This is a genomic window from Streptomyces sp. NPDC079020 (genome assembly GCF_044542225.1).
In the GTDB taxonomy this organism is placed as follows: Bacteria; Actinomycetota; Actinomycetes; order Streptomycetales; family Streptomycetaceae; genus Streptomyces.
In genome coordinates, this window is record NZ_JBITUB010000001.1 from 593,600 (window position 1) to 607,056 (window position 13,457).

Genomic DNA, 13,457 nt, shown 5'->3' on the forward strand with positions numbered 1-13,457 from the left:
GGCCGTGAGGTGGCCGCCGCCCCGCCGCCGTACGGTCATCCCTCCGGCGGCCGCGACCGTCCGGCGGTCAGCCGCCCGACAGACCGTGCAGCCGCAGGGCGAGTTGCAGTTCCAGCGCCCGGTCCGGCTCGTTCCAGTCGCGCCCCAGCAGGACCTGGATCCGGTCGAGCCGCTGCACCACCGTGTTGACGTGCACGTGCAGTTCGTCCTTCGCCCGGATCAGGCTGCCGCCCGCACCGAAGTACGCGGCGAGCGTGCGCACCAGATGCGTACCGCGCTTCTCGTCGTACCGCAGCAGCGGCCCCAGCGTGGCGTCGACGAAACCGTCGACGTCCTGCGCGTCGCCCAGCACCACGCCGAGGAAGCCGAGTTCGTCGACGCACGCTCCCTGGCCCGTACGCCCCAGCGCGCGCATGGCCCGCAGACAGCGCGTGGCCTCCCGGCAGGCGGCGGCCAGTTCGCGCGGGCCCCGGGCGGGGCCGGTGGCCGCGACGGTGACGGGGGCCTGGACCAGCTGGCCGAGCTGGGCCGCGGCGGCGCGGGCCGCCTCTCCGGCGCCGGGCCGGACGCCGTCCGCGGACTGCCCCTCCGCCGTCCCGTCCGCCCCGCACTCGATCAACAGGACGACCTTTCCGGCGTGTTCGGCGCTCACCCCGCGGATGTCGCCGCCGAACAGATAGCGCATGGCGGCGGAGGCCAGCCGCTCACGGGCACCGGCCTCCGCCACCAGCACCAGATGGGGCCGGTCCAGGTCGATGCCGAGACGGCGGCCGCGTTCGGCGAGTCCGGCCGGATCGCGTTCCGCGCCGCTCAGCAGATCGCCGATCAGCTCGCCCCTGATCCGGTTCTCGGTCTCGGCCACCGTGCGTCTGATCAGCAGGAGCAGGCCGGTGACCACGGAGGCCCGTTCGAACAGACGCCGGTCGGAGTCGTCGAGCGGTTCGCGCCGGTGCAGCACGAGACCGGCCAGCAGCTCCTGCCCGGCCAGCACCGCGCAGATCACGCGCCCGCCGCGGTGGACGGCACGCGCCCCGGCGCGGGACTCCTCGGCCGTCTCCGCCAGCCAGCCCGCGTCCATGCTGTCGGCGGCGAACCCCGCTCCGTCGGGACGGACCGCGGCCAGCGGCCGGCCGCCCGGGTCGTGGATGGTCAGCGGGCTGTTCAGCAGCCCGGCGACGGCGGCGGCGACATCCTTGACGTCACGGCCGCGCAGCACCAGGTCCGTGAGCCGGTCGTGGGACTCCTCTGCGCGCCGCATCGCGGCCGAGTGCTCCCGTACCGCCGCGTTCGCCCCGGCCAGTTCCGCGTTGGCCCCGGCGAGTTCGTCGAGGGCGGCGCGGGTGTCGGCGAGGGCACGGGCGGTGTCGATGGCGATCGCGGCGTGCGCGGCCAGTGAGCACAGCAGGGCGACCTCGTCCGGGCCGAAGACCCGGGGGGCCCGGTCGGCGGCGAAGAGGACGCCGATGACCTTTCCCGTACCGCCGCGGCTGGAGCCGAGCAGCAGGGGCACGCCGAGGATGGCGACGAGCCCTTCCGCGAGCACTCCGGCGTTGATGTTGCGGGTGTGGCGGAAGCGTTCGTCGGTGCCGTAGTCGGGGGTCGCGTACGGGCTCGCCGTCTGGGCGACCAGACCGCCCAGCCCTTCGCCGAGTTCGAGGCGCAGCCGCTGGAAGACCGTGGACACCGACCCGTCGGTGACCCGCATATAGGTGTCCCCGGCCTCCTCGTCGGGGAGCGTGAGGTAGGCGGTGTCGGTGCCGAGCAGCATCCTGGCCCGGCGCACGATCGCGTTGAGCACATCGTCCAGGTCGCGGGAGGCGGCCAGGTCCCCGGCGGTGTCGAAGAGGGCGGTGAGCTGGAGTTCCCGGCGCCGGTGCTGACGCAGGGCGCCCCTGATCCGCAGGGCGGTGGCGACCGCCTTCTCCACCTCGGCCAGTTCGTCCGCCCGCACCCCGGCCGCCCTCGCCTCCGAGGAGACGGCGCCCAGCGCCTCGGCGGGCGCGTCGTCGGCCAGCAGGTCCAGCAGACGGCGCAGGAAGGGCGCGGCGGGGACGGCGGGAGCGGCGGGGGAAGGGGAAGGTCCGGACATGGGCGCCAGCGTTCTCGGGAGGGCGGGACGGGGAGGGCGGAAGGGACGGGGCGGGAGGGACGGGGCGGAAGGGACGGGGCGGGAGGGACCGGGCGCGGGGTCTGTTGCCGGTACGCGGGTGCGCGCGGGGCTTGCGGCCGGTGCGCGCGGGGGCGGACGGGGCGGACGGGGCGGACGGCCATCGGTGGCCCGGCCGGGGTCAGTTGGCCGTCCAGCCACCGTCCATGGCGAGCGAGGTTCCGGTGATGTGCCCCGTACGCGGCCCGCACAGCCACAGGACGGCCTCGGCGACCTCGGCCGGTTCGATCAGTCGCTTGATCGCGCTGCGCTCCAGCATCACCCGGCCCACCACTTCCTCCTCGGAGATGCCGTGGGTACGGGCCTGCGCGGCGATCTGGTTCTCCACCAGGGGCGTGCGGACGTAGCCGGGGCTGACGCAGTTGCTCGTCACCCCGTGCTCCGCCGCTTCGAGCGCGACCACCTTGCTGAGTCCTTCCAGTGCGTGCTTGGCCGACACATAGGCCGACTTGTAGGGGCTGGCACGCAGTCCGTGGACGGAGGAGATGTTCACGACGCGTCCCCAGCCGCGTTCGTACATGCCGGGCAGCGTGCGGCGCAAGATGCGGAACGGCGCTTCCACCATCACCCGGTGGATCAGCGCGAAGCGGTCCGGCGGGAACTCGTGCACCGGGGCCACATGCTGGAGGCCCGCGTTGTTGACCACGATGTCCGCGTCGGCGGGCAGGGTGTCCACCGCCCCGGGCACCGCGAGGTCGATCACCCAGGCCGTGCCGCCGATCCGTTCCGCCAGCTCCTCCGCAGGCTCGGCGGCCTTGTCCACGACATGCACATGGGCGCCCGCGGCGGCCAGGGTCTCGGCGCAGGCCCGTCCGATGCCGCTCGCCGCTCCGGTCACCAGGGCGGCCCGCCCGGCCAGGAACCGGTCGGCTGCGGGGAGGGATGCGTTGGCCCGGTCGGGGCGCGGGGAAGTCTGCATGGCCGTCACGGTAGGGACGGCGCGGCCCGCATCACACGGGGCCGGTGCACACACCCACGTACGCGGACATGGTGGCGGCGTACATGGTGCGGGGCGGGCCCGGGAAGCGACGGCGCGGCGCTCCGGGAGCCCCGCCGGAGACGCGCCCGACTCACGCAGGAGCGGCGGCTCACACACCCGCGCACCGGGGGTGTCCGCGTGCCACATGGGCGCCCGCCGCGCGGGCCCATAGGTTCCGGCGGCAACGGTTCCGGCGGCGGACCGCCCGCGGCGGGTTCCGGCAGCCGTCCGCACACCCGCACGTCCGCATGACCCACACCCGTACACCCGCACCCCGTACGTGCACACGTACGCGACCGGCTCCGGCGAGAACATGGGCCTGTACAACGTGTTCGTCACCCACACCCTCAAGGAGTCCCCGGCGGGCCACTTCGCCCTCGCCGACGCGGGCTGCGAGCCGTCCTGACCGGTCACCGGGTCAGAGGGTGTCCTGGAAGTCGCCCTTGATCTCCTCGGGCAGCTCGCAGCCGTCCTTCACCGCCGTGAACGACACGGGCTGTTCGGCGCCGAAGCCGTCCATCGCGTAGTGGCGGGCGTGCACCTTCCAGCCCCGCTTGGTGAGGGTCCGGAAGGTGACGTCCTGTTCGGCGCGGCTCGTGGTGAGCTTCCAGCCCTGCTTCCGCAGGGTCCTGACGGTCGCCGCGAAGGCGTCGGCGGCGGACGCCTCGGGGGCGTCGGCCATCCAGGGCGCCACGCAGGACTGCCACTCCCCCTCGGGCATTCCGGCGGTGGAGTCGTCGCCCGGCGGCAGCCCCGAGGCGTCCGCCGCCGCGCCGACCTCGTTGGCCACCGCCTCCTTGGTGAACGGTGCGGTGGGGGTCGGAGGCGGTTTCGGCGCGCTCCGGGTGTCCTGGTCCACCAGGCCGCAGCCCGCTGTGCCGATCAGTGTCGCGCTCACCACGGCGGCCAGCGCCGCCGCTCTTGTCGTACGCACAGGTGTTTCCCCGCCCGGTCGTTCGCTCCCGGGCGGGCGCCCGTGCGATCTTTTCCGGAGTTTCGCACGGCTCTGACCTGGCGGGAAGCCCCTGCCGGCCGGGCGCTGCGGACCCGGCCCGCGAAACGGCCCTCAGTCCTCCGGCGGGAACACCACCTCGCCCGAGCCGAGCAGGGTCAGCGTGATGGCCTCGACGGGGCAGCCCTCCGCCGCCGCCAGGATCCGCTCGTTGGCGTCGCTCGAAGGGTCGGCGGGGTGGGACTGCCGGGCGGAGTCCAGCCGGAAACCGTCCGGGGCGTGGTTGACGCACATGCCGGAGCCGATGCAGACGCTCCGGTCGACCTCCACATGCCAGCGGTCTCCCATCACGCCCCCTGGTATCCGGCCGGCAGGTGGATCATCTTGTGCTCGAAGTACTCGCCGTACCCCTCGGGTCCGAACTCCCGTCCCATGCCGGAGTTCTTGTAGCCGCCGAACGGGCCGAGCATGTCGAGACTGAAGGTGTTCACGCTGTACGTGCCGGTCCTGACCCGGCGGGCGATGTCGATGCCGCGTTCGGTGTCGGCGGTCCAGACGCTGCCGCTGAGCCCGTACTCGGAGTCGTCGGCGATCCGTACCGCCTCGTCCTCGTCCCCGTACGGGAGCAGGCAGATGACCGGTCCGAAGATCTCCTCCCGGGCGATGCGCATGGAGTTGTCGACGTCGCCGAACAGGGTCGGTTCGACGTACCAGCCGCGCTCCTGGGAGGCCGGGCGGCTGCCGCCGGTCAGGATCTTGGCGCCTTCCTCCTGGCCGACGCGGATGTAGTCGAGGGAGCGCCGCTGCTGGCGCCGCGCGACCAGCGGGCCGAGTTCGGTCGCCGGGTCGAGCGGGTCGCCGATCCTGAGCGCTCCGGCGGCGGCCGCGAACGCCTCGGCGATCTCCTCGTACCGGGAGCGCGGGGCGAGGATGCGGGTCTGGGCCACGCACGCCTGGCCGTTGATCATCCAGGCGAAGGGGACGATGCCCGCGACGGCGGCGTCCAGATCCGCGTCCGGGAGGATCACGGCGGCGGACTTGCCGCCCAGTTCCAGGGTGACGCGGGTCAGATTGCGGGAGGCGACCTCCATGACGCGGCGTCCGGCGGCGACCGACCCGGTGAAGGAGACCTTGTCGATGCCCGGGTGTCCGACCAGGTACTCGCTGACCTCGCGGTCGGCGGGCAGGATCGACAGGACGCCCTCCGGCAGCCCTGCCTCGGCGGCGATCTCGGCCAGCAGGTAGGCGTCCAGCGGGGTTTCGGGCGAGACCTTGAGCACGGCGGAGCAGCCCGCGAGCAGGGCGGGGGCGAGTTTGGCGGCGGCGGTGAACTGCGGGACGTTCCACGGCACGACGGCCGCGACCACTCCGGCCGGTTCCCGGCGGACGAGCAGGGGGCCGAGGACCCCGTCGCGCCGTTCCTCGTACGGGAAGGAACGCGCGACCGTGATGGCCGAGTCCCAGACCATCATCGCGGCGAGCGCCTGGACCATGACACTGGAGCTGTACGGGGTGCCGTTCTGCGCGCTGATGAGGCGGGCGAACTCCTCGTGCCGTACGGCGAAGGCGTCCTTGATCCGGGTGATCACCTCGATCCGCTCGTCCACGGTCATCCGGGGCCAGGGGCCCTCGTCGAAGGCCCGGCGGGCGGCGCTGACGGCGCGGTCCACATCGGCCTCGCAGGCGTGCGGGACACGGCCGATGACCTGTTCGGTGTGCGGGGAGATCACCTCGATGACGCCGCTGCCGAGCGGTTCGGTCAACTCCCCGCCGATGAACAGTTTTCCGTGCTCCACGAACTCCGTCATGGCTGCTGCCTCCCGCGACCGGCACTACCCGACTGCGCACCCGGCGAACACCTCCGGAAATGCGCATCTGACTAGGTGTCAGAACTGATACCAGCTAACGTTCCAGGAGTCCACGGCTGGAACAAGTTCTCGTTACAGTGAGCCCGGCGCACACCGGGGATCACGGATCCGTCAGGAGCCGTCCGGCGGGATGCCCGCACAGATCCACATGTTCCGCACAGATCCACATGTTCCGCACAGTTCCGCACAGAGATGGGGAGCCCATGACGCAGGTGACCGACCACGGCGGAGGCGTTCACAGCATCAAGGTCCCGATCCCGGACAATCCCCTGGGCCACACGCTCGTCCATCTCGTCGACACCGGCCGGGGTCCGGTCCTCGTCGACACCGGCTGGGACGACCCGGAGGCCTGGGACACCCTCGTCGCGGGGCTCGCCGCGCTCGGCGTCGCCGTCACCGACATCCACGGTGTCGTCATCACCCACCACCACCCGGACCACCACGGTCTGTCCGGCCAGGTCCGCGAGGCCTCGGGGGCCTGGATCGCGATGCACGCGGCGGACACCGCGATCGTGCGCCGCACCCGCTCCTCGGAACCGGGGACCTGGCTGGCGTACCTCACGGAGAAGCTCGCCGCGGTCGGCGCCCCCGAGGAGCACCTCGCCCCGCTGCGCGCCGCCCGTGCCCGCGGCCGGACGCGCACCGTGCCCGGACTGCGCGCCGCCCTGCCGGACCGGGAGATCGTGCCGGGTGAGCTGCTGGACCTCGCGGGACGCCGGCTGCGGGCGATCTGGACCCCCGGGCACACCCCCGGCCATGTCTGCCTCCATCTGGAGGAGGACCACCCGGCGGGGCTGCCCGGCCGCGGGCGGCTGTTCTCCGGTGACCACCTGCTGCCCGGGATCAGCCCGCACATCGGGCTGTACGAGGACCCCGACGACACCACGGTCACCGACCCGCTGGGCGACTACCTCGACTCGCTGGAACGGATCGGCCGGCTCGGGGTCGCCGAGGTGCTGCCCGCGCACCAGTACGCGTTCACGGATGCCGCGGGCCGCGTACGGGAGCTGCTGGACCACCACGAGGAGCGGCTGACCGGACTGCTGGCGCTGCTCGCCGTGCCCCTCACCCCGTGGCAGCTGGCCGAACGGATGGAGTGGAACCGGCCCTGGGCACAGATCCCGCCCGCCTCCCGGTCCATCGCCGTCTCCGAGGCCGAGTCCCACCTGCGCCGCCTGGTGAAGCTGGGGCGCGCGGAGGCGGTGACGGGCAGCGAACCGGTGACGTACATCGCGGTGTGAGGCACGTCGCGGCGTGCGGCGCCGGGCGGTCCGAGGTGCTGCGCGGTGTGAGGCAGCCCTCCGGCCGTGCCGGGGACCGGGCCCCGCGCGCCCCGGTAGAGTGAGCAGGTCGTCATCATGCCCGTACAGGGGGAAGCCGGTGCGAATCCGGCGCTGACCGCGCAACCGTGAGCCGCTTCACCGGCGGTGAGCCGGACCACCCTGGCGGAGCGTGACCGGCTCGTGCCACCGGAACCCCGGTGGCCGGCACCGTCGAGGAATACGGGGCCGGAGCCCGGTGCCTCGGTGTGCCCGTGCCCGGCCCTCTCAGGAGAGGCCCAGCCAGCCATGAACGTACGACGCAGCGTCTGCGCGCTCGCGACCACCGCCGTACTCCTGGCAGCCGCCGCCCCCGCCGCGGTCGCCGCACCGAGTCCTTCACCGTCCGCGCAAGCCGAGCTGCCGCCGGGCCTGTACGGCAAAGGGGACCCGACGTACGACGGGGTCTGGCGGCAGTCGCTGGCCCTGCTCGCGCAGAAGATCGAGTACGTCACGCCCGCCACGCAGTCGGTGGAGTGGCTGGTGGGCCAGCAGTGCGACAGCGGCGCCTTCCCGGCGTACCGGGACACCGCCGAACCGTGCGACGCGTCGACCGTGATGGACACCAACGCGACCGCCGCCGCCATGCAGGCGCTCGTCGAGCTGAACGCGCACCGCGAGGCCGTCGACAACGGGGCCAGCTGGCTGCGGTCGGTCCAGAACGAGGACGGCGGCTGGGGGTACAACGCGGGCAGCCCGAGCGACGCCAACTCCACCGCCGTCGTGATCGGCGCCCTCTCCCGGGCGGGCACACCGCTGGCCGACGTCACCACGGCCGGGGGCCGCACCCCGTACACCGCGCTCCGGAGCTTCGCCATCCCGTGCGGCGGCAAGGACGGCGGCGCGTTCGCCTACCAGCCCGGCAAGGACGGCGGACTCACCGCCAACGCGGACGCCACGGCCGCCGCGGTGCTCGGCGCGATGGGCAAGGGCATGGCGGCCGGGAACTCCAGCGCCGTGAAGGACCCCGTCTGCCAGAAGGGCACCGACCTCACCCCCGAGCAGGCGGCGCAGAACGGCGCCCACTACCTCGCGGGCGTCCTCTCCTCGTCGCCCCATCTGGACCTGCCGCCGATGCCGGGCGCCGAGGACACCTCCCCGCAGCCCGACTTCGGCAACACGGCGGACGCGGTCGTCGCGCTGGCCGCCTCGGGCCACAAGGACAAGGCGGCCGCGTCGGTGCGGTGGCTGGAGAAGAACGCGAAGGGCTGGGCGAAGCAGGGCGGGCCCGCCGCCACCGCCCAGCTGATCTTCGCCGCGCACGCGACCGGCACCGCCGCCCGTGACTTCGGCGGTGTCGACCTCGTCAAGCAGCTCAACGCGACCGGCCCGGCGCCCGCCGCCACCGCCGCCCCCTCGCCGACCGCTACCGGTCAGCAGCCCAAGGGCGACACCAGCAGCGACGACGGCGCCCTCGGCGTCGGATGGCTGATCGGCATCGGCCTCGTCTTCGGTGTGGGCATCGGCTTCCTGATCAGCATGCGCCGGAAGACCCCGAAGCTGTGAGGCGTACGGGAGGCCCGGCACCGCACCGGATACGCACCACGGCGCTGGGTGTCGCGCTGCTGCTCGCGGTCACCGCCGTGTCGACGCTGCTCGGTGCCGGGACCGCCCACGCGGCGGGCTACCGCTACTGGTCGTTCTGGGAGGGCAACGGCAAGAACTGGGAGTACGCCACCCAGGGCCCCTCGCTGGTCCGCCCGGACGACGGCACGGTGCAGGGCTTCCGGTTCGCCGTGAGCCAGGACTCCAAGGACGCGGCCCAGCCGCGCCGGGCCCCCGACTTCGGGGCGATCTGCGCGGGCACTCCCGCCGAGGAGGGCCGCAAGCGGGTCGCGCTCGTGATCGACCCCGGTACGGCGGCGGACGCCCCGGGCGGCGGAACCCCGCCCGCCCCGCGCACCGCGTGTGCTCAGGTCGGACCGGACGCCTCCAGCGCGGAGGCGCTCGCGTCGGTGGCGAAGCCGCTGCGGTACAGCAGCGACGCGATGCTCTGCGCAATCTCCGGCTACCCGGCCTCGGGCTGCGGGGAGGAGGTGCCGGGCGACGGCGGCGGGAAGTCGCCCGCGGCGTCCGACGCCGACGGCGACGCCGCGGCAGGGGACGACGGGGGCGGGGACGGCGGCGGTCCTTCGGCCGGTCTGCTCGTCGGTGTCGGTGCCGTACTGCTGCTCGGGATCGCCGCCGTGTTCCAGGCCCGCCGCCGCCGATGACCCGCTCCACCGGCATGGCCCGGCTCCACCGTTGTCTGCGTGCGCCCGAGGCCGACCGGGGCAACGCGCTGCCCGCCGGGGCCTGGTGGCTGTGGGCGCTGGGGCTGGCCACGGCGGCCTCGCGGACCACCAACCCGCTGCTGCTCGGGCTGCTGGTCGGCGTGGCGGGCTATGTGGTGGCGGCCCGCCGCACGGACGCGCCGTGGGCCCGTTCGTACGGGGCGTTCATCAGGATCGGGCTGTTCGTCGTCGGGGTGCGGCTGCTGTTCTCGGCGTTCCTCGGTTCGCCGGTCCCGGGCACGCACACCGTGTTCACGCTGCCCGAGGTGCCGTTGCCCGACTGGGCGCAGGGCGTCCGGATCGGCGGCCGGGTCACCGCCGAGCAGCTGGTCTTCGCGCTGTACGACGGGGCCAAGCTGGCGACCCTGCTCATCTGTGTCGGCGCGGCGAACTCACTGGCCAACCCGGCCCGGCTGCTGAAGTCGCTGCCGGGCGCGCTGTACGAGGCCGGGGTCGCCGTGGTCGTCGCGATGACCTTCGCGCCGAACATGGTGGCCGACGTGGTGCGGCTGCGCACCGCGCGCCGGCTGCGGGGCCGCCCGACCGGGGGCATCATGGCCGTCGCGCAGATCGGGCTGCCGGTGCTGGAGGGCGCGCTGGAGCGTTCGGTCGCGCTGGCGGCGTCGATGGACGCGCGCGGCTACGGGCGCAGCGCCCAGGTGCCGCCCGCCGTCCGGCACACCACGAATGTCCTCACCCTCGGCGGTCTGCTGGGGGTGTGCGCGGGCACCTACGGGCTGCTGGCCTCGCGAGGAGCGGTGTACGGGATGCCGTTGCTGCTCATCGGGCTGGTCGCGGCGATGGCCGGGCTGCGGCTCGGCGGGCGCCGTTCGGTACGGACCCGCTACCGCCCGGACCGGTGGGGGGCGCGGGCCTGGCTGGTGGCGGGCTCGGGCGCGGCGGTCGCGGCCGCGATGATCCGGGCCGGCGGTGTCGACGCGGAGGCGCTGCACCCCGGGGTCGTCCCCCTGGTCGCCCCGGTGCTGCCGCTGTGGCCCGCCGCCGCGGTGCTGATCGGGCTGCTGCCCGCTCTGGTCGCGCCGGTACCGCCGTCCCCCAACGGCTCCAAGGAGCAGGCGTGATCAGGTTCGAGCAGGTTTCCGTACGGTACGAGGGCATGGGCTCACCCACCCTGTCCGGGGTCGATCTCACCGTGCCCGAGGGCGAGTTGGTGCTGCTCGTCGGCCCGTCCGGGGTCGGCAAGTCGACGCTGCTGGGCGCCGTGTCCGGGCTCGTGCCGCACTTCACCGGCGGGGTGCTCACCGGCCGCGTCACGGTCGGCGGCCGGGACACCCGTACGCACAAACCCCGTGAACTCGCCGATCTGGTCGGCACCGTGGGCCAGGACCCGTTGGCCCACTTCGTCACCGACACCGTCGAGGACGAGCTGGCGTACGGGATGGAGTCGCTGGGCCTGGCGCCCGGGGTGATGCGGCGCCGGGTCGAGGAGACGCTCGACCTGCTGGGCCTGGCCGAGCTGCGCGACCGGCCGATCGCCACACTGTCGGGCGGCCAGCGGCAGCGGGTCGCGATCGGCTCGGTGCTCACCCCGCACCCGAAGGTGCTGGTGCTGGACGAGCCGACGTCCGCGCTGGACCCGGCGGCGGCCGAGGAGGTGCTGGCCGTGCTCCAGCGGCTGGTGCACGACCTGGGTACGACGGTTCTGATGGCCGAGCACCGGCTGGAGCGGGTGGTGCAGTACGCGGACCAGGTCCTGCTGCTGCCGTCCCCCGGCGCCGCGCCGGTGATGGGCGCGCCCGCGGACATGATGACGGTGTCGCCCGTCCGCCCGCCGGTGGCCGAGCTGGGGCTGCTGGCGGGCTGGGACCCGCTGCCGCTGTCGGTGCGCGACGCCCGGCGGCGGGCCGCGGGACTGCGGGACCGGCTGGCGTCGGTGGAGCCGCCGTCGGGCGGGCCCGGTGCGCCGGCCGCCTCGGCCGTCTCGGCCGGGGAGGCGGGCGGCGGAGCGGACGGTGGGATGGACGGTGGGGCGGACGGCCCCCTCGGCGTGTCCCCCGCGCCTTCCGCGGGGCCCGCGTCTTCCGCGGGGCCCACGTCCCCCGCTCCGTCCGCGGCGCCGCTCTCCGGTGCCGTACGGCGCGGGCCGCTCGCCCGGCTGCTGGGCCGCAGGGCCCCCGCCGCCGCACAGGACGCCGTCGCCGACCCGGTGACCCGGGTCGACGGCCTGGGGGTCCGGCGGGGCAGGGTCGAAGCGCTGCGCCGGGTGTCGCTCGCGCTGGCCCCCGGCGGGACGGTGGCGCTGATGGGCCGCAACGGCGCGGGGAAGTCCACCCTGCTCGCCACGCTCGTCGGCATGATCGAACCCACCTCGGGAACCGTCCTCGTCGGCGGTCTGGCACCGTCGCGCACCCATCCGCGCGAGATGGTGCGCCGGGTCGGACTGGTCCCGCAGGAACCGCGCGACCTGCTGTACGCGGACACGGTGGCCGCCGAGTGCGCCGCCGCCGACTCCGACGCGGGCGCCCCGGCGGGCAGCTGCCGGGCCCTCGTCTCGGAGCTGCTGCCCGGCGTACCGGACGGCACCCATCCCCGTGACCTCTCCGAGGGCCAGCGGCTCGCGCTGGCCCTGGCGGTCGTCCTCACCGCGCGTCCCCCGCTCCTGCTCCTGGACGAGCCGACCCGCGGCCTGGACTACGCGGCCAAGGCCCGGCTGGTCGGTGTGCTCCGCGGCCTGGCCGCCGAAGGACACGCCATCGTCCTGGCGACCCATGACGTGGAACTGGCGGCGGAGCTGGCCGACCGGGTGGTGATCCTCGCCGACGGGGAGGTCGTCGCGGACGGCCCGACCGCACAGGTGGTGGTCTCCTCGCCCGCGTTCGCCCCGCAGACCGCGAAGGTGCTGGCCCCGCGGGAGTGGCTGACCGTGACACAGGTACGCAGGGCGCTGGAGGGCACCGTATGACGGGCGCGACGAACGGATCCGCTCCGGCCGGCCGCCGGGCGCGGCCGGTACGGCTCGGCCCCCGGGCGATCGCCGCGCTGGTCCTGATCAGCGCGATCGGTGTGGGCGCCTTCGGCTGGCCGCTGCTCGCCGACGAGGAGTCCGGCCTCGCGCACTCGCAGGACGCGCCGTGGCTGTTCGGGGCGCTGCTTCCGCTGCTCGTCGGGGTGGTCGTGGCGATGATCGCCGACTCCGGCCTGGACGCGAAGGCGGTCGCGATGCTGGGGGTGCTGGCGGCGGTCGGTGCCGCGCTGCGGCCGCTGGGGGCGGGGACGGCGGGCCTGGAGCCGATGTTCTTCCTGATGGTGCTCAGCGGCCGGGTGCTGGGGCCGGGCTTCGGCTTCGTGCTCGGCGCGGTGACCATGTTCGCGTCCGCGCTGCTCACGGGCGGGGTGGGCCCGTGGATGCCGTTCCAGATGCTGTCGATGGGCTGGTTCACGATGGGCGCGGGGCTGCTGCCGGGCCCGGACCGGCTGCGCGGCCGGGCGGAGCTGCTGATGCTGTCGGCCTATGGCTGCGTGGCGGCTTTCGCGTACGGCACGGTGATGAACCTGTACGGCTGGACGATCGTGACGGGGCTGGGCTCCGGCATCTCGTTCGTGGCGGGCGACCCGCTGTCAGAGAACCTGGTCCGTTTCCTCGCGTACTGCACGGCGACCTCGCTCGGCTGGGACCTGGGCCGGGCCGTGCTCACGGTGGCCCTGACGCTCGCTGTCGGACCCACCCTGCTGAGGGCGCTGCGCCGGGCCACCCGCCGCGCCGCCTTCGAGGCCCAGGTCACATTCGAGGTCCCGAAGGGGTGAAGGACCCCACAGGACCTTGGTCCTCCACTATCGGGGGCAGTAGATCCTGAACCCCACCTTTCACCCCCATCACCCCGATCACACCCGTAACGACCTGCCCTGATGCGGTTCATCCCGATACGGGACCTTGGTCC

The 13,457-nt window shown here is 74.1% G+C and carries 12 protein-coding genes and 1 riboswitch; of the genes, 7 read left to right on the forward strand and 5 right to left on the reverse strand.

All coding sequences use genetic code 11. From position 1 onward, the window contains the following. Positions 1–67 precede the first annotated feature (67 nt). Both ACIGJO_RS02690 and ACIGJO_RS02695 read right to left on the reverse strand, forming a co-directional pair. Complete coding sequence (locus tag ACIGJO_RS02690) at positions 68–2,089, reverse strand: helix-turn-helix domain-containing protein (protein ID WP_399950983.1); 2,022 nt, start codon at positions 2,087–2,089, stop codon at positions 68–70. Positions 2,090–2,288: 199 nt separating this feature from the next. Next, positions 2,289–3,086, reverse strand: coding sequence for a 3-hydroxybutyrate dehydrogenase (locus ACIGJO_RS02695; protein ID WP_399950986.1), 798 nt, complete (start codon positions 3,084–3,086; stop codon positions 2,289–2,291). 340 nt (positions 3,087–3,426) lie between these two features. Between ACIGJO_RS02695 and ACIGJO_RS02700 the strand changes: the two genes are divergently transcribed. Beyond that, positions 3,427–3,552 (forward strand): hypothetical protein, encoded by a 126-nt coding sequence (locus ACIGJO_RS02700; protein ID WP_399951755.1) that lies wholly within the window; start codon positions 3,427–3,429, stop codon positions 3,550–3,552. Positions 3,553–3,564: 12 nt separating this feature from the next. Here the strand turns inward: ACIGJO_RS02700 and ACIGJO_RS02705 are convergent, their stop codons facing one another. From ACIGJO_RS02705 to ACIGJO_RS02715, 3 genes are all read right to left on the reverse strand, one after another. Then, positions 3,565–4,080, reverse strand: a complete 516-nt coding sequence (locus tag ACIGJO_RS02705; protein WP_399950989.1) for a hypothetical protein — start codon at positions 4,078–4,080, stop codon at positions 3,565–3,567. A 132-nt stretch (positions 4,081–4,212) separates the two neighbouring features. Next, positions 4,213–4,446 (reverse strand): ferredoxin, encoded by a 234-nt coding sequence (locus tag ACIGJO_RS02710; RefSeq protein ID WP_329943352.1) that lies wholly within the window; start codon positions 4,444–4,446, stop codon positions 4,213–4,215. Next, positions 4,446–5,906, reverse strand: coding sequence for an aldehyde dehydrogenase (locus ACIGJO_RS02715; protein ID WP_399950993.1), 1,461 nt, complete (start codon positions 5,904–5,906; stop codon positions 4,446–4,448). Before ACIGJO_RS02715 ends, ACIGJO_RS02710 begins: the two co-directional genes overlap by 1 nt. A 263-nt stretch (positions 5,907–6,169) precedes the next feature. Here ACIGJO_RS02715 and ACIGJO_RS02720 point away from each other — a divergent pair, with 263 nt between their 5' ends. The 6 genes from ACIGJO_RS02720 to ACIGJO_RS02745 all read left to right on the forward strand — a co-directional run bounded on the left by ACIGJO_RS02720 (position 6,170) and on the right by ACIGJO_RS02745 (position 13,323). After that, entirely contained in the window at positions 6,170–7,207 is a 1,038-nt protein-coding gene (locus tag ACIGJO_RS02720) for an MBL fold metallo-hydrolase (RefSeq protein WP_399950996.1), read from the forward strand. A 127-nt stretch (positions 7,208–7,334) separates the two neighbouring features. Further along, a riboswitch (cobalamin riboswitch) is annotated at positions 7,335–7,409 on the forward strand. Positions 7,410–7,534: 125 nt separating this feature from the next. Further along, on the forward strand, positions 7,535–8,791 hold the full coding sequence (locus tag ACIGJO_RS02725) for a prenyltransferase/squalene oxidase repeat-containing protein (RefSeq protein WP_399950999.1): 1,257 nt from the start codon (positions 7,535–7,537) through the stop codon (positions 8,789–8,791). After that, the gene (locus ACIGJO_RS02730) at positions 8,788–9,498 is read left to right on the forward strand and encodes an SCO2322 family protein (protein WP_399951002.1); all 711 of its coding nucleotides are present in this window, start codon (positions 8,788–8,790) and stop codon (positions 9,496–9,498) included. Before ACIGJO_RS02725 ends, ACIGJO_RS02730 begins: the two co-directional genes overlap by 4 nt. Then, complete coding sequence (locus tag ACIGJO_RS02735) at positions 9,495–10,640, forward strand: energy-coupling factor transporter transmembrane component T (protein ID WP_399951005.1); 1,146 nt, start codon at positions 9,495–9,497, stop codon at positions 10,638–10,640. The genes ACIGJO_RS02730 and ACIGJO_RS02735 overlap by 4 nt, the downstream gene beginning before the upstream one ends. Then, on the forward strand, positions 10,637–12,481 hold the full coding sequence (locus ACIGJO_RS02740) for an ATP-binding cassette domain-containing protein (protein ID WP_399951008.1): 1,845 nt from the start codon (positions 10,637–10,639) through the stop codon (positions 12,479–12,481). Before ACIGJO_RS02735 ends, ACIGJO_RS02740 begins: the two co-directional genes overlap by 4 nt. Then, complete coding sequence (locus ACIGJO_RS02745; RefSeq protein WP_399951011.1) at positions 12,478–13,323, forward strand: ECF transporter S component; 846 nt, start codon at positions 12,478–12,480, stop codon at positions 13,321–13,323. Before ACIGJO_RS02740 ends, ACIGJO_RS02745 begins: the two co-directional genes overlap by 4 nt. Positions 13,324–13,457: the final 134 nt, after the last annotated feature.

What these genes read in the sequence shown, in the direction of transcription:
- ACIGJO_RS02725 (WP_399950999.1), top strand. Translation starts at nt 7,535, where the DNA reads ATGAACGTACGACGCAGCGTCTGCGCGCTCGCGACCACCGCCGTACTC.
- ACIGJO_RS02710 (WP_329943352.1), bottom strand. Translation starts at nt 4,446, where the DNA reads ATGGGAGACCGCTGGCATGTGGAGGTCGACCGGAGCGTCTGCATCGGC.
- ACIGJO_RS02735 (WP_399951005.1), top strand. Translation starts at nt 9,495, where the DNA reads ATGACCCGCTCCACCGGCATGGCCCGGCTCCACCGTTGTCTGCGTGCG.
- ACIGJO_RS02745 (WP_399951011.1), top strand. Translation starts at nt 12,478, where the DNA reads ATGACGGGCGCGACGAACGGATCCGCTCCGGCCGGCCGCCGGGCGCGG.
- ACIGJO_RS02715 (WP_399950993.1), bottom strand. Translation starts at nt 5,906, where the DNA reads ATGACGGAGTTCGTGGAGCACGGAAAACTGTTCATCGGCGGGGAGTTG.
- ACIGJO_RS02720 (WP_399950996.1), top strand. Translation starts at nt 6,170, where the DNA reads ATGACGCAGGTGACCGACCACGGCGGAGGCGTTCACAGCATCAAGGTC.
- ACIGJO_RS02695 (WP_399950986.1), bottom strand. Translation starts at nt 3,086, where the DNA reads ATGCAGACTTCCCCGCGCCCCGACCGGGCCAACGCATCCCTCCCCGCA.
- ACIGJO_RS02690 (WP_399950983.1), bottom strand. Translation starts at nt 2,089, where the DNA reads ATGTCCGGACCTTCCCCTTCCCCCGCCGCTCCCGCCGTCCCCGCCGCG.